Here is a 19,132-nt window from a genome sequence, read left to right on the forward strand (position 1 = left end):
CCTATACTAATAACTCATCTTCACGATGTTCTTAGCGTCTTCGGGCGTGAGTTTGCGGTGTTCTCCTAAACCTAGCCAATTTCTATCTGTAAATGCTTTTTCCACTTTCTCGGCCGTACCTTCAAACTGTGAAGTATATTCTGACAACCTGGTTTTAATCCCTATAGAATGGAAGAAATGCTTCATTTTTTCAATCCCCTTTTGTGCTCTTTCCTCTAAATTCATCTCAGAAGGAACGTTCCAAACGCGTTCGGCGTACTGAGCTAATTTTTGCTTCTTAGTTTCAAAATTATAACGGTAATGAGACGGTGCTATAATCGCTAAAGTTCTCGCATGGTCAATACCGAAATAAGCTGTAAGCTCGTGTCCCATAGCGTGTACCGCCCAATCGGTAGCTACGCCTAAACGCAACAGTCCGTTAAGAGCCATCGTGCAACACCACATATAGTTAGCCGCAGAATCATAATCAAAGTCCTCTTGAAGCACCTTAGGAGCCATCTCCTGAAGCGTTACTAAGATACTTTCTGCCATTCGTTCTTGAAGCGTTGCCGCGGTAGGGAAAGTCATATATTGTTCCAAAACATGCGTGTAAGCATCTGCTATACCATTGGCGATTTGATTTTTAGGAATACTTCTTATCACTTCTGGGTCTAACACCGAAAACTTAGGAAACAAACCATTACCTCCGCCGCCGAGTTTTTGTTCGGTTTCTCTTCTAGAAATTACATAGCCCGAATTCATTTCGGAGCCTGTAGCTGGTAAAGTAAGCACTGAACCAAAACTTAAGGCTTCGTCTTCCTCAGGACGAATAGTTTTAGTTAGAATATCCCAAGGTTCTCCCTCATACTTAGCTGCTGCAGCCAAGAATTTAGTTCCATCAATAACGGAACCACCACCTACTGCCAGTAGAAAATCTATATTTTCTGATTTGATAACTTTCAATGCCTCCATTAAAACCGCGTATTCTGGATTGGCTGGTATTCCCCCAAATTCCAAAACATTAAAGCCTTTCAACGCATTTTTAACTTGCTCATACACTCCATTAGACTTGATACTTCCACCTCCGTAGAGCATCAACACTTTAGCATTTTGAGGAATTTCTTTTGCTATTTTTTCTATTTCTCCTTTACCAAAAAGAATTTTAGTAGGATTTTTAAATTCAAAATTAAGCATACATTATTATTTTATATATTAGACAAAAAAGAGAAGCGTTTGCTCCTCTTTGTATTCAATTTATTTAGCAATACTTCTAGAAATCACTATTTTTTGTATCTCAGATGTTCCTTCATAAATCTGAGTGATTTTAGCATCTCTCATCATTCTTTCCACATGGTACTCTCTCACATAACCGTAACCACCGTGTATTTGCACGGCTTCCACTGTGGTATCCATAGCTGTTTTAGAAGCAAATAGTTTCGCCATAGCTCCACTTTCAGAAATATCTTTCCCTTGGTCTTTCTCTGCCGCTGCTTTTAGACAAAGCATTCTAGCTGCTGTGATTTGGGTCGCCATATCTGCCAACTTAAATGCTACCGCTTGATGATTGATAATCTCTGTTCCGAAAGCCTTTCTCTCTTTAGCATATTTTAAAGCTAATTCGTAAGCACCACTAGCTATCCCTAGTGCTTGAGAAGCAATACCTATCCTACCACCATTAAGAACTGCCATAGCAAATTTAAACCCAAAACCATCTTCTCCTATTCTGTTTTCTTTAGGCACTTTTACATCAGTAAATAATAGAGAATGGGTATCACTTCCTCTAATGCCCATTTTGTCTTCTTTTGGACCAATTTCAAAGCCTTCCCAACCTCTTTCTACAATAAATGCATTGATACCTTTGTGACCTTTCTCTGGGTGCGTCTGAGCAATAACAATATAGTAAGTAGCTGTACCACCGTTGGTAATCCAATTTTTAGTTCCGTTTAGAAGATAATAATCTCCTTTGTCTTCTGCTGTTGTTTTTTGAGAAGTAGCATCAGAACCTGCTTCCGGCTCAGAAAGTGCAAATGCTCCAATAACCTCTCCACTAGCCAATGGTACTAGATATTTTTGCTTTTGCTCCTCACTTGCATATTTTTCTAATCCTGCACAAACTAAAGAATTATTTACCGACATAATTACAGCCGCAGAAGCATCAACTTTAGCAATCTCCTCCATAGCTAAAACATAAGATACACTGTCCATACCTGCACCTCCATATTTAGGGTCTACCATCATACCTAGAAACCCTAACTCACCCATCTTTTTTACTTGCTCTGCTGGGAATTTTTGATTTTTATCTCTTTCTATAACTTCTGGCAACAATTCGTTTTGAGCAAAATCTCTAGCTGCCTGTTGTATCATTAGTTGTTCTTCCGTTAAATTAAAATCCATAATAGTATTTATTATTAAACTGCCTGTAAAAGTAGTATTTTAATTAAAACACTCAAAGAGTATTTTTGGTTTTTATTAAATAAATATTATATTTGGAAAAATTAAACACAGAAAAAAGAAAAATATGTCGATAACTAGGTTATTTGATTTCGCTTATAAGGCCATAGAAAATCATCCAAAAGAAGATATGCTAACCACTAAGTACAACGGTGTTTGGCAAAAGACTTCCACACTTAAGTTTATAAACATGGGAAATAAAATTTCTCGTGGACTTCTAAAATTAGGAATAAAACCAGGAGATAAAATTTCCTTAATCTCTACTAATAACCGTACAGAATGGGCAGTGATGGATTTAGGAATTTCTCAAATAGGAGCCGTTACTGTACCTGTATACCCTACTATTTCTGTTGAAGACTACATTTACATCTTTAATAATGCGGAAATAAAATATTGCTTTGTATCTGACGAAGAGCTATATCAAAAATTATTATCCGTACAGCCAAGTGTACCTTCTTTAGTGGGAATATTTACCTTTGACAAAGTAGAAGGAGCTCCTAACTGGACTGAAATATTAGACTTAGGAGAGGACGAAGCTACTCAGATAGAAGTAGAAGATTTAAAAAAGGGAATTAAAACTGATGATTTAGCTTCAATTATCTATACTTCAGGAACTACAGGACGTCCTAAAGGAGTTATGCTTACTCACCAAAACATCGTATCTAATGTACTAACTTGTACACCTATACTTTCAGAGAAAAAACCTCAAAATACAAATTTAAAGAGTCTTAGCTTCCTTCCTATCTGCCATATCTTTGAACGAATGTTATTTTACTTCTACATCAATAGTGGCATATCTATCTACTTTGCGGAAAGTATAGATAAAATGGGTGAAAATATCAAAGAAGTTCAACCTCATTATATGACGGTAGTTCCTAGGCTTATAGAAAAAGTGTACGATAAAATCTACGATAAGGGCGTAAGTGCAGGTGGTATTAAATCTAAAATTTTCTTGTGGGCATTAGGTGTTAACAAAGCTAAAAAAGAGATTGGTAAACCTAGCGGACTCAAAGAAATTATTGCCGATAAACTCGTATTTAAAAAATGGAGAGAAGGCTTGGGAGGAAACATTGTTACTCTTATTTCTGGTTCCGCAGCCTTAGCTCCTAGACTTAACCGAATGTTCCAAAATGCAGGCATCAGTATATTAGAAGGTTATGGGCTTACAGAAACTTCCCCTGTAATTGCAGTAAACACATTCAATAAAATGAAAGTAGGAACTGTGGGTCCTGTACTTCCAAATTTAGATGTTAAAATTCAAGGAGACGGTGAAATATCAGTAAAAGGTCCTTCGGTTACTAAAGGTTACTATAAAGATGATGAGAAAACTCAAGAGGCTTTTACAGAAGATGGCTACTTTAAAACTGGAGATATAGGACATATAGATGATGAAGGGTTTTTACACATTACCGACAGAAAGAAAGAGATGTTTAAAACTTCTGGTGGTAAATACATCGCTCCTCAGATGATAGAAAATATGGCGAAAGCCTCCAAATTCATAGAGCAAATAATGGTTGTAGGTGAAGGTGAAAAAATGCCTTGTGCTTTGGTACAGCCAGACTTTCACTTCGCTGTAAATTGGGCAGAAAGACACAACATCAATATTGGCACAACTCCAGAAGAGATTGCTAAAAGCCCTCAATTAAAAGCTCGTATAGAAAAAGAAATAGAGTATCTAAATACAAAATTAGGAAGCTGGGAGAAAATAAAGAAAATAGAGCTTACACCTGAAGTTTGGTCTATCGACAGCGGACTACTTACCCCTACTCTAAAATTGAAAAGAAAAATGATTAAACAAAGATTTATAGAACTGTATAATAATATGTACGGGCATACAGAGGAAGAATAAATCGGTTTAACTATACACATTTAAAAGGAAAATTTAAAATTTATGATAACAACATTTAGTTTTATTTTGGGTTCTTTGGGAGCCGTTCTATTTGTAGGAATTATTTTCCTTAGCTTTTTTGGACTTTGGTTTATTGTAAAGCAACAAACATCAGTTATAATAGAACGCTTAGGAAAATTCCATAGCGTAAGAGGTCCTGGTTTTCATCTTAAAATACCTTTTGTCGACCAAATCGCAGGTAGAATTTCTTTAAAAATACAGCAGTTAGATGTAGTGGTAGAAACCAAAACTAAAGACGATGTATTTGTTAAAATAAAGGTATCCACTCAATATCTAGTTATTGGGGAAAAGGTTTATGATGCTTTCTATAAGCTAGATAATCCTCACGCTCAGATTACATCTTATATTTTTGATGTGGTAAGAGCGGAAGTTCCTAAACTTAGATTAGATGATGTGTTTGAGAAAAAAGATGATATTGCTATCGCCGTAAAATCAGAATTACAAGAGGCTATGAATGACTATGGTTACGACATCATTAAAACCTTAGTAACAGACATCGACCCTGATGAGCAAGTAAAACAAGCAATGAACCGTATCAACGCTTCAGAAAGAGAAAAAATAGCCGCTCAATACGAAGGTGATGCTCAAAGAATCCTTATTGTAGAAAAAGCTAAAGCAGAAGCGGAAAGCAAAAGACTACAAGGACAAGGGATTGCTGACCAAAGAAGAGAAATTGCTAAAGGGCTAGAAGAATCTGTAAATGTGCTTAACAAAGTAGGTATCAATTCTCAAGAGGCTTCGGCACTTATCGTGGTTACTCAGCATTATGATACACTTTCGTCCATTGGTTCTACCAATAAGTCTAATCTTATCCTACTTCCTAACACGCCCAATGCGGCTGGAGATATGCTAAATAATTTAGTAACTTCCTTCTCTACGGCAAGCATTATAGGAGAAGAAATCAAAAAGAAAAATAAGGAAGCGTAAAAGTTTACTTTTAAGAGGTTTAAATCAAAAGATAAGCAGTCCCAATATATTCTAAGACAATTTTAGATATATTGGGACTCATTTTTATTTTCAGCTTTCATAATTCATCACTAAATTTGCAAAATGATGAAAAATAGAGATTTCATAGAGGTCTATGGTGCTAGAGAGCATAACCTAAAAAACATTGATGTTAAAATTCCTCGTAACGAGTTAGTCGTTATTACAGGGCTATCAGGAAGTGGGAAATCTTCTTTAGCATTTGATACTATTTTTGCAGAAGGACAAAGGCGTTATATAGAAACATTTTCTGCCTATGCTCGGCAATTTCTCGGCGGATTAGAACGCCCCAATGTCGATAAAATAGAAGGACTTTCACCTGTTATCGCTATTGAACAAAAAACCACTAATAAAAACCCTCGTTCTACCGTAGGGACGGTTACAGAACTTTATGATTTTCTCAGACTTCTATTTGCTAGAGTTTCCACAGCTTATTCCTTAGAAACAGGTAAAAAGCTACAAAGCTATACCGAAGAGCAAATTTTAGAAACCATCAAAGAACAATATCAGAATGAAAAAGTCTTGCTTCTAGCACCACTAGTAAAGGCTAGAAAGGGGCATTATCACGAGCTTTTTGTGCAATTAGCCAAAAAAGGATATTCCCAAGCAAGAATAGACGGCACTTTGCAAGATATAGAATACGACCTTAAACTAGACCGATACAAAACCCACGATATAGAAGTAGTTATAGACCGTTGGATTATAGGCGAAACCGCATCTGAAGCTAGAATGCAAAAATCACTTTCCACAGCTTTGCAGATGGGGGGCGGTGTGGTTATGGTTCAAAAATATAATTCGGAAGAGTTTCAGTATTTTTCTAAAGATTTAATGGATACCGCCACAGGACAGGCTCTACCATTACCAGAACCAAATACTTTTTCGTTCAATTCTCCTAAAGGGAGTTGTCCTCATTGTAAAGGTTTGGGAACTGTAAAAAAAATCAATCCTGATTATCTAGTTACCGAGCCTACTCTACCCTTTCAGTCGGCACTATTACCATTAGAAACTTATAAATTTAGTAAGTGGGCTTTATCCCAAATTAAAAGCATACTAGAGTTATTTGAGCTTAGCTTACTAACACCATTCAACAAAATTCCTAAAGAAGCCTTAGACTACATCTATTACGGTTGTGATAAAGAGTTTGTAAAAGATTTAAAACACGCTGGAATTTCCAAAAAAACTAAAATTAACTTTGAAGGGCTAATCCCTCATTTAGAAAAAGTTATAGAAGATAAAGAGAACTACGGTGCTACACAAGTGGAGCGAGAGTTTACAGTAGAAGAAATCTGTACGGACTGTAACGGAACAAGATTAAAACCCGAAAGTTTAGCCTTTAAAATAGAAGGTAAGAATATAGCTGAAGTTAATGCGATGAGCTTATTAGACTTAAAGGATTGGCTTTCGGAAATAAAAAATAGCTTTAGCGAAAAAAACAAAATTATCGCCCACGAAATTTTAAAAGAGATAGAAACTCGTTTGGGCTTTCTGCTAGATGTAGGACTAGAATATCTTAGCCTTAACAGAAGTAGCAAGACCCTTTCTGGAGGTGAGTCTCAAAGAATTCGTTTGGCAACTCAGATAGGTTCGCAGTTAGTAAATGTGCTTTATATTTTAGACGAACCTTCTATTGGGCTTCATCAGAGAGATAACGAAAGGCTCATCAACTCTTTAAAAAGTTTACGAGATTTAGGAAACTCAGTTCTTGTGGTAGAGCATGATAAAGATATGATTTTAGAAGCCGATGAGGTGCTAGACATTGGACCTAAAGCGGGTAAGTATGGCGGAAAAGTCTTGTGGCAAGGCAGCCCAAAAGATTTAATAAAAGCTGATACCATTACAGCAGATTACCTCACAGGAAGAAGAAAAATAGAAATCCCTAAAAAAAGAAGAGAAGGCAACGGTAACGCTATTATTCTCAAAGGAGCTACGGGCAATAATCTTAAAAATGTAACCCTAAAAATTCCTTTAGGGAAAATGGTAGTTGTTACTGGTATTTCAGGAAGCGGAAAATCCTCACTGATTAACGGAACCCTTTACCCTATTCTCAACCGTCATTTTTATCGTGCTGTGCAAGAGCCTCTACCATACAAAAAAATAGAAGGTATAGAGCATATAGACAAAATAGTAGATGTAGACCAAACGCCAATCGGTAGAACGCCTCGTTCTAATCCTGCCACTTATACAGGTGTATTTTCGGATATCCGAACCTTGTTCGCTAACCTTCCAGAAAGTAAAATCAGAGGTTATAAGGCAGGGAGATTTTCGTTTAATGTTAAAGGCGGACGCTGCGAAACTTGTCAAGGAGGTGGATTGAAAGTGATTGAAATGAATTTCTTGCCTGATGTCTATGTGCATTGCGAAACTTGCAACGGCAAACGCTTTAATAGAGAAACTTTAGAAGTAAGATATAAAGGTAAATCTATATCCGATGTCCTAGATATGACCATAGACGAGGCTGTAGAATTTTTTCAGCCAATCCCAAAAATCTATTCTAAGGTAAAAACGCTACAAGAAGTTGGTTTAGGTTATATTACCTTAGGACAACAATCTACTACACTTTCGGGCGGAGAGGCTCAAAGGGTAAAATTAGCCACAGAACTCTCTAAAAAACAAACAGGTAAAACACTTTATATTTTAGATGAACCTACCACAGGACTGCATTTTGAAGATGTCAAGATACTGATGGAGGTTATCCAAAAGCTAGTAGATTTAGGGAACTCCTTTATCATTATTGAACATAATATGGATGTGATAAAACTTGCCGACCATATTATAGATGTAGGTCCAGAAGGTGGTAAAAATGGAGGGAGCATTGTAGCAGAAGGCACTCCAGAAGAAATTATAAAGAATAAAAAATCTATCACAGGTAAATTTTTGAAAAAAGAAATGTAGATAAAAAACAAAAACTTTAGCACTATGAAAAAACTATTACTTTCTGCGTTAGTAGCAACAGTTGGTTTCGCTAATGCACAAAAATTGGAAACAGGGTTTAAAATAGGGTATGTAAATTCTACTTTGCACCTAGAAGCTATGGGACAACAGTACAAGCCTAACGCTAAGTCTAGTGTTTACATTGCGATGCCTGTATCTTATAAGGTTAATAAATATGTGTCTCTACACGGAGAACTTGGTATGGCAGGACTTGGAGCAGAGAATCTAATTATGGATAATAATGAGCGTTCAAGGCTGCATCTTACCACTGTCTATATTCCTTTGGGGGTTAAGTTTACACCAATAGAATCGTTAGGGATTTTGGGTGGATTTAACTTAGGTTTTGTAACCAAAGCTCTAGGGAAACAAAACGGACAAGATGTAGAGTTTACCGATATTAGAAAGGGTAACCACTCTATATTTTTGGGTGGAGAATATAAAATAACTAAGTCTATATTCGTGGAGACGAGATATAATATAGGTCTTAGCAACCTTTATCCAACCAATGACATTACAATGAAAAACAATTTCTTACAAATAGGTGTAGGGTATTTATTTGACAAATTTTAATATCTAATAAAAAGTAAAAATGAAAAAAAGAGCTTTAATTAGCGTATCAGACAAGACTAATCTTGTAGAGTTTGCCACATTTTTGGAGCAACACAATTATCAACTCATTTCTACGGGAGGCACATTTAAACATTTAAAGGAAGCTGGACTTTCTCCTATTCAGATAGATGAAGTTACAGAGTTTCCAGAAATGCTAGACGGTAGGGTAAAAACGCTACACCCAAAAGTGCACGGAGGGCTTCTAGCCGTACGCTCTAATCTTGAACATATGAGTACCGTAAAAAACCATGGTATAGAGCTAATAGATATGGTAATAGTAAACCTCTACCCTTTCTTTGAAAATGTTAACAAAAACATTTCTTTAGACGAAAAGGTAGAGTTTATAGACATTGGTGGACCATCAATGCTTCGTTCAGCGGCTAAGAATTTTAATGCCGTTACCGTGGTTACTGATGTTAAGGATTATGCTAAAGTTCAAACCGAAATTTCGGAAACAGGCGATACAACTTTGGAAACCAGAAAAACATTAGCAGGAAAGGTATTTAACTTAACTTCGGCTTATGATGCTGCTATTTCCAAAATGCTTTTAGAGGAGGAATATCCAGAGTACCTTAATGCTTCGTATCAAAAAGTAGCCGATTTAAGATATGGCGAAAACCCTCATCAGTCGGCAGCTTACTATGTTTCTACTACCGAAAATGGAGCGATGAAAGATTTTGAACAATTAGGAGGTAAAGAGCTTTCTTTTAACAATCTAAGAGATATGGATTTATGTTGGAAAGTGGTTAATGAGTTCAAAAATGAGAAAGCGTGTTGTGCCGTTAAGCACTCTACACCTTGTGGTGTTGCTATTGGAGAAACCGCTTTAGACACTTACAAAAAAGCATTTGAATGCGACCCTGTTTCTATCTTCGGTGGCATTGTAGCGATGAACTACACCGTAGATAAAGACACAGCTGAAGAACTCAACAAGACTTTCCTAGAGATTGTAATGGCTACAGATTTTGATGCCGAAGCTCTAGAAGTATTGTCTAAAAAGAAAAATCTAAGGATTATCAAGATTAAAAACCCTGTATCTGACAGCCAAGTGTGGGTAAAGATAGACGGTGGAATGTTGGTACAAAACGCCGATGACCAATTCTCTGATGATATAAAAACAGTTACAGAAGTTCAGCCAACGGAAGAACAAACCAAGGCTTTACTCTTCTCCCAAAGGATTGTGAAGTATGTAAAATCTAATGCCATCGTAGTTACCAACGGCACACAAGCTTTAGGCGTAGGCGGTGGACAAGTAAATAGAATATGGGCTACCCAACAAGCCATAGAACGAGCGAAAGAGAAATTTAGTGGAGATTTAGTTTTAGCTTCTGATGCTTTCTTTCCGTTTAGAGATGTGGTAGATACCTGTGCTAAAGAAGGTATAAAAGCCATTATACAACCTGGTGGAAGTATGCGAGATGACGAAAGCATACAAGCGGCTAATGAGCATAATATCCCAATGCTATTCACAGGAATGAGACACTTTTTTCATTAAAAAATTATTAACACAAAAAACGATAAGCATCAAATTTTTTTTGATGCTTATCATTTTATAGAAAGATGCTTATGTTTTTTAATGAAATTTTTCTAGAATAGAGCTTGGTGCATATTGCTGATGTGATTTTTCTGTGATACTTGGTCATAATACAATTAACACTCAAAAACAAATTTGTTTTGAGATAGAAGAATCACAGTCAAATTGAGCTTTAACTCGCTTACCTTTAACCTAAGACAAATAAAAACTAGAAGATTTTAAATCTACAGTCTCGTAAAGCCTAATATTGGTAAAAACTTTCTATTCTTCTTGCAAAGTTATTTTCATATTATAACTCTTTAATGTAATATTTTTATTGGTTAAAGAAGCCTTTTTTAATCCTTTATCAATTTCTCCCGCTATTATACACCCTCTTAATATTTTACCTTCGAACTTTTCAGATAATAAACCTAAATACATCGAAATTTGCCCAAAAACCCTATAATCAGCTAAACCAGATTTTAGTTCTACAACCAATAAAGTAGTTTTATCTGCACTTTCTAATAAAATATCGATCCTTTTTCCTTCGATGTTATACTCAATACCTTCATCATCTCTTCCAAATATTTTATATCCAGGAAATAAATCTTGAATTTGATATATTATTGAATTTTTTAAATCTTTTTCATAGCTTAAGTTCTGACCTCTAATAAGTTCTTTCTCTTCATTACTTTCTTCAATCTCTATTAATTTTTCTATTTGAACCCTCGAATCACATAAAAACCTATGAAATGATTTAATTGCTGCTCTATTTGTTCCATTTCCATTGTTGCCAAATTCTGAGTACTTACCAGTTTCATATAATTTAACAAAAAATGATAGCTCTTTAGGATCTTTTATCTCATACAAGTCAACATTAATCCCCTCATTATCTAAATAATGTCTATTAATTCTATTTATTGCATTTTTATAATTGTACGCAGTCTGCTGGCTTTTTCCCTCTATATTAATTAGCCAGTTTTCAAATACTTCTTTCATCTTTTTAGGTTCATTAGTTATTAAAATTTTCACCAAAGGTAAACATTTATTGAATTACTTCGTTAGGCTTCAATACCACTAAACTAAACAAAATTGTAAAAGTGAAAAACATTTTGTGATATAAAAAATTAGGATATAATACTAAAACTCTTGATGTAAAAAAAACGGCTGAACCGTTTGATTCAGCCGTGTTTTATAAACCTTTATTTCTGCATAAAATACTTATAGTAAGAGCAACTTCCCATTAGAGATTTACTCGTTTCGGTATCGCTGTACTTTGTTTTCAATTCTGTGAAGTAATTTCTGTAGTTCTGATTTTTAGCTTTGTCTAACTCTTGCTGGAATTTGTCTTGTTTTTCCAGCCAATCATTATCATCATAACTCCAGTTTGGAGTTTGATTAGCTTCCCATTGGTAGTATTTTCCTTGTTCAGCACTTGCCATTTGGAAGAGTATTCTAGCTTGAGTTTCTCTATCTGTACTTTTTTCTAAAGCCTTTTTATAGTAACTAATAGCAACATCAAAGCTATCTGATTTTAAACCTACATTATTATAAGGAATGCTTTTGTAATAGTATAGAGGCGTGTATAATTCAGTATCACTAAGGAAATAATATTTACCACCATTGGTATTATTTATATCCATCACAAAGTAATGTCTATAATAGCCCAATATAGAGGTATTGTATAAAAAGTTCCCTAACAATTGGTTGGCATGGGCAGCATTAACATCATTACCTTTAGCTATTTTGACAAGTTTTAGTACTGCTTCTGCAAGTTCCTTTTTATTCATATTATTTTTAATGAATTTAAAGTCGGAGATAAAACTTTCTGCTTTCATCGACTCGCTTTCAGGGCTAGTATAACTTACCCAAACATTATGTCCGAAAACTAAAGAAGAAACATTGTTGTAACCATTATAGCCTTTAATTTTCATTCTTACCGGTGTATTACTTTGCAATGATCCATCTTCTGAAAATGGAAACTCGTATCTAGGAATACCTATAAAACCACTTGCTTTGGTATAATAATCTAAAGCTTTTTTGAAGTTAGCCGAACGCATCTCGTAATCTCCATAGAGTACATTTATGAAATTTTGAGTGTCTTCACCTGTATCTATATTTTTAGCGAGAATGCTATTTTCAAAAGCATTTTTGTTTTTTCGTTTGTAAAATGCTTCAATATCTCTAACTAGATCTATATCCAAAATATCTTGCAAGCCTGAAAGTTTATTAGACATTAAGAAAGACTTAGCTCTCTCCCCTTGTAAGAAATATCTATTAGCTAAAATATCTGTAATAAAACCTGCCTCTGAGCTGTTATATCTGTCTTCGGAAATAGCGGTTACCAAATCAGGGTAAGTTTTCATGATATGTTGCTCAAACTCACTATCAATTCTTGGTTGAGAAAGAATATCGTTTAATAATTTCATTTTATCAATTTGGGTAAGATATTCTTGGTTGCTGGTGTTTATATTTTGTAATAAGCTACTGCTAGATTTATAATCTTTCTGTAAAAACTTTATATAAGCCTCTGATATTGCCCAAAACTCATCATCTGATTTAGTTTTAACTTTTTCTGTCAGTTTTTCTAGCTGTTCTATATAATCTTGCATTTTTTTATTGTATTCCTCATCAGTTCCTGAAGAAGAAACTACAGGCAAACGGTTAGGGTGATTTAACAGCTCATCATCAGAAAGCCCTTTACTTTCTTCGGCAGTTAAAACTTTAGGTTCAGAACTTTCCATTCCAAAAAGGTTCTTAAAGAACGATACTATTTTATCCCAAAACGAAGCACTAGCTTTGTTCTCTGTCTTACTTACTGAAAGAGCTGTTTTAGAGGTACCTACTTTGGTTTCCTTCTCATTATAGTAGTAATATGGCAGAAAATACCTTTCCAACTCATTGATGGCTCTAGCTTGAAGCACTTTTAAAGCCTCCGAATTAGGGTCTATCTCATAAATTTTCTCCATCATTGGGAGCGGATTATTAAACCCTTGATAGCCGAGAAGAAAATACGCCATTATCTTCTCTTTATCACTTTTAGCTCTGGAAAGCAGGTCTTCAAATGCCTTTTCGCTGGACAGTTTAATAGAAGTATAAGCCGTTTGTTTTCTAGAGTTTGAATTTATAAATACTTGGAAGAAATTCCAGTTGGCTTCTTCTTTCTGTCCTAGCCCACTTTGTGCTCCCGCCATTTGTTCTAAAGCCATATAATAGATAGCGTTTTTTAGCCCTAGTGGCTCTACATAGGCAGAAAAGGCTTTTACGGCTTTATCATAATTTCTATTGTAATGTTCAAAACGAACAATTTGATAGGCATACCTTAGTTTTATCTCTTTGTTTGAGGTATTTTTATAAAAATTTATAAGGTTAACAAGTGTAGTTTCATAATCTAAAGTAGACGCGAGATTATAGGTTTCGTCGTCATAATAAAAACTATAGGTATTGTCATCATCATTGGCAAGTCGGTTAATTCTAAGGTTATTCAGTTTTTTGGCCTCAATGAGATAATCCAAACCTTCTCTATAGTTCTGATAAGCACCTAATTTTTGAAAAACAGCCTGATTTTGATACCCATCTTTAAACGAAATAATATCTTGTAACGGGAGCTTATAAACCAATGTTTTTACCTCATCGTAGGAAAGTTTATTGTTGAAAAAACTTTTCCAAAGTTGTAGATTATCATCAATGACAGCTATATTATCCGCTTCATAAAAAGGAGATGAGTAAGACAAAAGAAAAGGTGTATAAGACTTATCTTTGATGATAGTTTGCGTAAAGAGGTTAAAGTAATCACCGTCTGGGTCTTCCCAAGCACATGCTTTAGAATTTTGGTGAAGTAATAATATAACGCCTAATGAAATAACTGCTTTTTTCATTGTTTTAAAGTTTTCTGTTTTTAATAAATTGACTATCCAAATGATAGTAGATAATATGATAGTGTTTTAATTTTTGGTCTAAAAATGTTTTAACTTCAGTCAGTTGTTCCTCTGAAATTTCCTCTACTCTAACGGTAAAACCTTTATTTAAAAAATATCCAAAGTAGAAACCATCTTCTAATATCAATGCTTCATTGTCCGATATTTTCTTAAATTTATCATTGCTTAAATCGCTAATATTTAAAGCGTTGATAAGTTTATGTTTCCCCACATGATTGGTAACTATGCCCCAAGAATAAATTGGTAAGGCTACAGCTATATTTTTGATGGGATACTGGTCTAAGGAAGCAAGATAGTTTTTAAGCAAACTTACCTCCAAGATAGAGTTTTTACCGTCGTTATCTAAAGGAGATGAGGTAGAATAACACATCAGATAAACTTTATCCACAGGCGGAATGCCCATTTTCTTCTTATCTTTAACCTGATGCAAACGGAGCGTAGATGAAACTTTTTTAGAAGATACCTTTTTCAATTCCTTTAAAAAGAGGAAAAAATCTTCACGAGTGGTTTCCGTCCAATCACAGTCTATTTGTATTTCTGTAAATGCTCTTTCCTCCAAGCCTAGACTCTTTTGTACCTTTAAAATATTATCAAAAGTAGCTTGTGCTATTTGAGCAATCTCTTCTTTGGATATATTGAAAAAAGTTCTGTTGGTAATAAATACCGTAGGTACAAATTGTTTTTCTGCATCTAGCAAGTGAGCATTACCACTAATAGGAGCTAGAATTTCCACTTTTTGCTGCTCTTTATCTATATCAAAAAAACGAATGTAAAGCGTATCTAACGAAGTCTCTTGCAATGCTTCTTTCTCTTTTTCGTCTAACTTAAAATGAGATTTCCAATAATAAAAAGAATATTTATGCTCTGTGCTCTTTTGACAAGACACAAGCAAAGCGAATAACAATAGGAAAATAATCTTCACTTTCATAAAGTACAAATATAACCAAAATCTATTATGCTCAACTCAATTATGATAAATAACCAAACCAATTGATTTTATATATCGCTGTATGTTAGAAAAGAGATTCCTTTTTCTCTTTAGTATTTTTTAACTTTGCAAAAAAAAATAGATTTATGCTCATACTTTCATCTCCAGCTAAGTTAATGAATGTCTCATTAAAATCAGATATGCTAAAACCTACCGAACCTCAATTTATAGAAGATTCGGCGTTTATACAATCGTTTTTGAAAGAGAAAACGCCACAATATCTTTCTGATTTAATGGAAATTTCTTCCAAATTGGCAGATGAAAACTGGGAAAGAAATCAAAATTGGAGTGCCTCGCCTTCAGAAGAGGAGTCTAATGCAGCCCTCTATACTTTTACAGGTGAGGTTTATCGCGGGTTAGACGCTCCTACTCTAGATAAAAAAGCGGTAGATTACCTCCAAAAACATTACAGAATACTCTCGGGATTGTATGGACTGCTAAAGCCTTCGGATAGGATTATGCTGTATCGTTTAGAAATGGGGCGCCCGTTCCAGTTTGATAAGTATAAAAATTTGTATTCTTTTTGGAAATCCAAAATTACCGTCGCTCTTAACGAGGAGTTAAAGGACAATGACATTCTCCTAAATCTTGCCAGTACAGAATACTTTAAATCAGTAGATACCAAAAAGCTAAAAGCGAAGGCTGTAGATGTTAAATTCTACGAATACAAGGACGGTAAACTAAAAACCATTGTAGTCTATACCAAACACGCTAGAGGACTTCTCATTCGTTTTTGTGCTGAAACCAACGCCAAAACTTTAGATGATATTAAAGCCTTTAATTATGAAGGTTATCTTATAGACGAAGAACGCTCCAAAGATAACCAACTGGTATTTGTAAGGTAATGAAGTTGCTAGAACTACATTCTATTTTTAAACAAGAACTTTCGGAGCTTTATAATAGTTCCGAGATTTCTTGTTTGTGGGAAATTTTTGGAGAACATTATCTAGGTTTAGACAAAATAGGACTGCTACAATCCGAAAACACTGAATTCTCAGCTCAACAAATAGCACAATATACCGAAGCCATCAACCAACTAAAAAGCGGTAAGCCTTACCAACAAATTTTAGGTGAAGCTGACTTTTTTGGTATGAAGTTTTGCGTGAACCAACATGTGCTTATTCCTCGCCCAGAAACAGAGGAACTGCTAGACTACGCCATCAAAACCATTTCAAAAGAGTTTTCAGAACAAACAGAAATTAAAATTTTAGATATAGGTACTGGCTCGGGAGTGATATCTATTGTGCTGAAAAAACATTTTCCGAATGCGAGAATAACTTCCATAGATTTCTCTAAAGAAGCTCTAACCATCGCAAAAAAAAATGCAGAAAGACACCACACCGATATTGAGTTTATATTTGATGATTACCTCAATTATAAATTGACAACTCACTATGATGTGATTATTTCTAATCCGCCATACATAGGTATAGAGGAAGTTTCTGAAATTTCGGATACTGTAAAGAATTTTGAGCCTCATTTAGCTCTTTTCTCTCCTTGTTCAGACCCTTTAGTATTTTACCGAAAAATAGCAACAGATGCCAAGCACCATCTTAACAACGGAGGATTTTTATTTTTAGAAATAAACCAAAAACTAGGAGCAGAAACTTTAGCTTTGTATAAAGATTTCAGTGATGCTCAACTCATCAAAGATTTATCTAATAATGACAGAATGATTATAGCAAAAAAATGAAGCCAGAACTAACCAACAGCCTAGAAGATTTAGAAAAAATATTTCAATATTTAGCTCAATTCTTAACTGAAGAACGCCTGCAAAAAATCAACCATTATGCGGAGGAAAGTTCGGATTTCATTTTACCTGTGATGGAAGATGTTTATCAATATCGCAATGCTGCTGCAATCGTGAGAAGTGTGGAAGCGTGTGCCTTCCATAAGGTAGTAGCTTTAGAAAAAGATAATATTTTTGACCCAAACCTCAGCGTTACCAAAGGAGCAGATACTTGGGTAGAAGTAGAAAAAATGCCTAGAAATAAGACTTCCCTAGAGAAGATAAAGGAGCGAGGTTATAAAATAGTAGCTGTTTCGCCCGAAAACAATGCTACCATGCTCCCAGATTATAAGGTAGAAACGCCCATTGCTTTAGTTTTTGGCACCGAATGGGAAGGCGTCTCTGATGAATTACTAGACTTTGCAGACGAAACTTTAGCAATACCAATGTATGGCTTTACTAAGAGTTTTAATGTTTCTGTGGCGGCGGCGATATGTATGTACGAACTCAAACAAAAACTTCTTAATTCTACCATAGACTACAAACTTAGCCTCGATAAAAAGTGGCATACCAAAATAAGATGGGCGGTAAATTCTATAAGAAGCGGAGAAGAAATTTACCATAAATTTTTGCGAGAAAACTTTTAACAATCCATAAGCCAAAGCACTTATTCGGAAGAATGCTAAATTTTCCTTATTTTTGCCACTCAAAATAAAGCGATTATGTTCAATAGTTTACAAGATAAATTAGATAAGGCTCTTCATAACCTTTCGGGAAGAGGTAAAATTACGGAAATTAATGTAGCTGAAACGGTTAAAGAAATTCGCCGTGCCTTAGTAGATGCCGATGTAAATTATAAGGTAGCTAAAGACCTTACCAAGCGAGTACAAGAGAAAGCCTTAGGGCAAGATGTACTTACCAGCCTAACGCCTGGGCAGCTAATGACCAAAATAGTACACGATGAGTTGGTGGAACTAATGGGTGGTTCTCAAGAAGGTATCAACCTTTCAGGGAAACCTACAGTTATCCTAATTGCAGGGCTTCAAGGATCTGGTAAAACTACTTTCTCTGGGAAATTAGCTAACTATCTAAAGAAAAAAAGAGCTAAAAATCCGCTTTTGGTAGCGTGCGATGTTTATCGTCCTGCTGCGATAGACCAGCTAAAAGTACTAGGAAGCCAAACAGGAATTCCGGTATATACCGAAGAGGAAAATAAAAACCCTTCTACCATAGCAGAAAATGCCGTTAATTTTGCTAAAGCTAACAAACACGATGTGGTTATTGTGGATACTGCAGGTCGTCTAGCGATAGATGAACAAATGATGAACGAAATAAAATCAGTTCATTATTTCATCAAGCCTACGGAAACCTTATTCGTTGTGGACTCTATGACGGGGCAAGATGCTGTAAATACAGCTAAAGCCTTTAATGATGCTTTAAACTTTGATGGTGTTGTTCTTACAAAATTAGATGGGGATACCCGCGGTGGTGCGGCTCTTACTATTCGTTCTGTAGTTAATAAGCCAATTAAGTTTATTTCCACAGGAGAAAAGATGGAAGCTTTAGACCTTTTCTATCCTGAAAGAATGGCAGACCGTATCTTAGGGATGGGTGATGTAGTGTCTTTAGTGGAAAGAGCTCAAGAACAATTTGACGAAGAGGAAGCCAAAAAACTACAGAAGAAAATCGCTAAAAATGAATTTGGTTTTGATGATTTCTTAAAGCAAATTCAGCAGATTAAAAAAATGGGTAACATGAAAGACCTTCTTGGTATGTTACCAGGTGTAGGCAAAGCCATTAAAGATGTGGATATAGATGACAACTCATTTAAACACATAGAGGCTATTATCCATTCTATGACACCAGAAGAAAGAAGAAGACCTAGCATTATAGATGTTAATAGAAAGAAAAGAATAGCCAAAGGAAGTGGTAGAAAACTAGAAGAAGTCAACCAACTTATGAAACAGTTTGACCAAATGGGTAAAATGATGAAGATGATGCAAGGACCTCAAGGCAAACAACTCATGGCAATGATGGGCAAAATGGGAGGCGGTATGCCAGGCATGGGAGGCTTGTTCGGAAGATAGTAGAATAAAAATAT

Annotated in this window: 14 protein-coding genes; 9 read left to right on the forward strand and 5 right to left on the reverse strand. The window is 35.2% G+C overall.

Annotated features, from left to right (window positions below; translation table 11 throughout):
- Window positions 1–6: 6 nt before the first annotated feature.
- Window positions 7–1,173: an iron-containing alcohol dehydrogenase gene (locus D1J36_RS00240; RefSeq protein ID WP_154136974.1), complete on the reverse strand. Its 1,167-nt coding sequence runs from the start codon at window positions 1,171–1,173 to the stop codon at window positions 7–9.
- Between the two features lie 60 nt (window positions 1,174–1,233).
- Complete coding sequence (locus D1J36_RS00245; RefSeq protein WP_154136975.1) at window positions 1,234–2,373, reverse strand: acyl-CoA dehydrogenase; 1,140 nt, start codon at window positions 2,371–2,373, stop codon at window positions 1,234–1,236.
- Window positions 2,374–2,497: 124 nt separating this feature from the next.
- Here D1J36_RS00245 and D1J36_RS00250 point away from each other — a divergent pair, with 124 nt between their 5' ends.
- The 5 genes from D1J36_RS00250 to purH all read left to right on the forward strand — a co-directional run bounded on the left by D1J36_RS00250 (window position 2,498) and on the right by purH (window position 10,358).
- Window positions 2,498–4,279 (forward strand): AMP-dependent synthetase/ligase, encoded by a 1,782-nt coding sequence (locus D1J36_RS00250; protein WP_154136976.1) that lies wholly within the window; start codon window positions 2,498–2,500, stop codon window positions 4,277–4,279.
- Between the two features lie 42 nt (window positions 4,280–4,321).
- The gene (locus D1J36_RS00255) at window positions 4,322–5,266 is read left to right on the forward strand and encodes an SPFH domain-containing protein (RefSeq protein ID WP_004918915.1); all 945 of its coding nucleotides are present in this window, start codon (window positions 4,322–4,324) and stop codon (window positions 5,264–5,266) included.
- 123 nt (window positions 5,267–5,389) lie between these two features.
- Window positions 5,390–8,215 carry an excinuclease ABC subunit UvrA gene (gene uvrA, locus D1J36_RS00260; protein WP_154136977.1) on the forward strand — a complete coding sequence of 942 codons (2,826 nt, stop codon included), beginning with the start codon at window positions 5,390–5,392 and terminating at the stop codon, window positions 8,213–8,215.
- A 24-nt stretch (window positions 8,216–8,239) separates the two neighbouring features.
- Window positions 8,240–8,824: an outer membrane beta-barrel protein gene (locus D1J36_RS00265; RefSeq protein WP_004918918.1), complete on the forward strand. Its 585-nt coding sequence runs from the start codon at window positions 8,240–8,242 to the stop codon at window positions 8,822–8,824.
- Window positions 8,825–8,843: 19 nt separating this feature from the next.
- Window positions 8,844–10,358 carry a bifunctional phosphoribosylaminoimidazolecarboxamide formyltransferase/IMP cyclohydrolase gene (gene purH / locus D1J36_RS00270; protein ID WP_154136978.1) on the forward strand — a complete coding sequence of 505 codons (1,515 nt, stop codon included), beginning with the start codon at window positions 8,844–8,846 and terminating at the stop codon, window positions 10,356–10,358.
- A 300-nt stretch (window positions 10,359–10,658) separates the two neighbouring features.
- Here the strand turns inward: purH and D1J36_RS00275 are convergent, their stop codons facing one another.
- The 3 genes from D1J36_RS00275 to D1J36_RS00285 all read right to left on the reverse strand — a co-directional run bounded on the left by D1J36_RS00275 (window position 10,659) and on the right by D1J36_RS00285 (window position 15,242).
- Window positions 10,659–11,375 (reverse strand): endonuclease NucS domain-containing protein, encoded by a 717-nt coding sequence (locus tag D1J36_RS00275; RefSeq protein WP_154136979.1) that lies wholly within the window; start codon window positions 11,373–11,375, stop codon window positions 10,659–10,661.
- Window positions 11,376–11,578: 203 nt separating this feature from the next.
- Window positions 11,579–14,254 (reverse strand): hypothetical protein, encoded by a 2,676-nt coding sequence (locus tag D1J36_RS00280; protein WP_154136980.1) that lies wholly within the window; start codon window positions 14,252–14,254, stop codon window positions 11,579–11,581.
- A gap of 4 nt (window positions 14,255–14,258) precedes the next feature.
- Complete coding sequence (locus tag D1J36_RS00285; protein ID WP_154136981.1) at window positions 14,259–15,242, reverse strand: hypothetical protein; 984 nt, start codon at window positions 15,240–15,242, stop codon at window positions 14,259–14,261.
- Window positions 15,243–15,388: 146 nt separating this feature from the next.
- Between D1J36_RS00285 and yaaA the strand changes: the two genes are divergently transcribed.
- The 4 genes from yaaA (at window position 15,389) to ffh (ending at window position 19,118) form a co-directional block, all read left to right on the forward strand.
- Entirely contained in the window at window positions 15,389–16,147 is a 759-nt protein-coding gene (gene yaaA, locus D1J36_RS00290; RefSeq protein ID WP_154136982.1) for a peroxide stress protein YaaA, read from the forward strand.
- Complete coding sequence (prmC, locus tag D1J36_RS00295) at window positions 16,147–16,995, forward strand: peptide chain release factor N(5)-glutamine methyltransferase (RefSeq protein WP_154136983.1); 849 nt, start codon at window positions 16,147–16,149, stop codon at window positions 16,993–16,995. Before yaaA ends, prmC begins: the two co-directional genes overlap by 1 nt.
- Window positions 16,992–17,678: a TrmH family RNA methyltransferase gene (locus D1J36_RS00300; protein WP_154136984.1), complete on the forward strand. Its 687-nt coding sequence runs from the start codon at window positions 16,992–16,994 to the stop codon at window positions 17,676–17,678. Before prmC ends, D1J36_RS00300 begins: the two co-directional genes overlap by 4 nt.
- Before the next feature lie 75 nt (window positions 17,679–17,753).
- Window positions 17,754–19,118: a signal recognition particle protein gene (ffh, locus tag D1J36_RS00305; protein WP_154136985.1), complete on the forward strand. Its 1,365-nt coding sequence runs from the start codon at window positions 17,754–17,756 to the stop codon at window positions 19,116–19,118.
- The last annotated feature ends 14 nt before the right edge of the window (window positions 19,119–19,132 follow it).

Source organism: Riemerella anatipestifer (genome assembly GCF_009670965.2).
Classification (GTDB): Bacteria; Bacteroidota; Bacteroidia; order Flavobacteriales; family Weeksellaceae; genus Riemerella; species Riemerella anatipestifer_B.

What these genes read in the sequence shown, in the direction of transcription:
- prmC (WP_154136983.1), top strand. Translation starts at nt 16,147, where the DNA reads ATGAAGTTGCTAGAACTACATTCTATTTTTAAACAAGAACTTTCGGAG.
- D1J36_RS00285 (WP_154136981.1), bottom strand. Translation starts at nt 15,242, where the DNA reads ATGAAAGTGAAGATTATTTTCCTATTGTTATTCGCTTTGCTTGTGTCT.
- D1J36_RS00265 (WP_004918918.1), top strand. Translation starts at nt 8,240, where the DNA reads ATGAAAAAACTATTACTTTCTGCGTTAGTAGCAACAGTTGGTTTCGCT.
- ffh (WP_154136985.1), top strand. Translation starts at nt 17,754, where the DNA reads ATGTTCAATAGTTTACAAGATAAATTAGATAAGGCTCTTCATAACCTT.
- D1J36_RS00255 (WP_004918915.1), top strand. Translation starts at nt 4,322, where the DNA reads ATGATAACAACATTTAGTTTTATTTTGGGTTCTTTGGGAGCCGTTCTA.
- D1J36_RS00280 (WP_154136980.1), bottom strand. Translation starts at nt 14,254, where the DNA reads ATGAAAAAAGCAGTTATTTCATTAGGCGTTATATTATTACTTCACCAA.
- yaaA (WP_154136982.1), top strand. Translation starts at nt 15,389, where the DNA reads ATGCTCATACTTTCATCTCCAGCTAAGTTAATGAATGTCTCATTAAAA.
- D1J36_RS00240 (WP_154136974.1), bottom strand. Translation starts at nt 1,173, where the DNA reads ATGCTTAATTTTGAATTTAAAAATCCTACTAAAATTCTTTTTGGTAAA.
- D1J36_RS00300 (WP_154136984.1), top strand. Translation starts at nt 16,992, where the DNA reads ATGAAGCCAGAACTAACCAACAGCCTAGAAGATTTAGAAAAAATATTT.
- D1J36_RS00275 (WP_154136979.1), bottom strand. Translation starts at nt 11,375, where the DNA reads ATGAAAGAAGTATTTGAAAACTGGCTAATTAATATAGAGGGAAAAAGC.
- D1J36_RS00245 (WP_154136975.1), bottom strand. Translation starts at nt 2,373, where the DNA reads ATGGATTTTAATTTAACGGAAGAACAACTAATGATACAACAGGCAGCT.
- purH (WP_154136978.1), top strand. Translation starts at nt 8,844, where the DNA reads ATGAAAAAAAGAGCTTTAATTAGCGTATCAGACAAGACTAATCTTGTA.
- uvrA (WP_154136977.1), top strand. Translation starts at nt 5,390, where the DNA reads ATGATGAAAAATAGAGATTTCATAGAGGTCTATGGTGCTAGAGAGCAT.
- D1J36_RS00250 (WP_154136976.1), top strand. Translation starts at nt 2,498, where the DNA reads ATGTCGATAACTAGGTTATTTGATTTCGCTTATAAGGCCATAGAAAAT.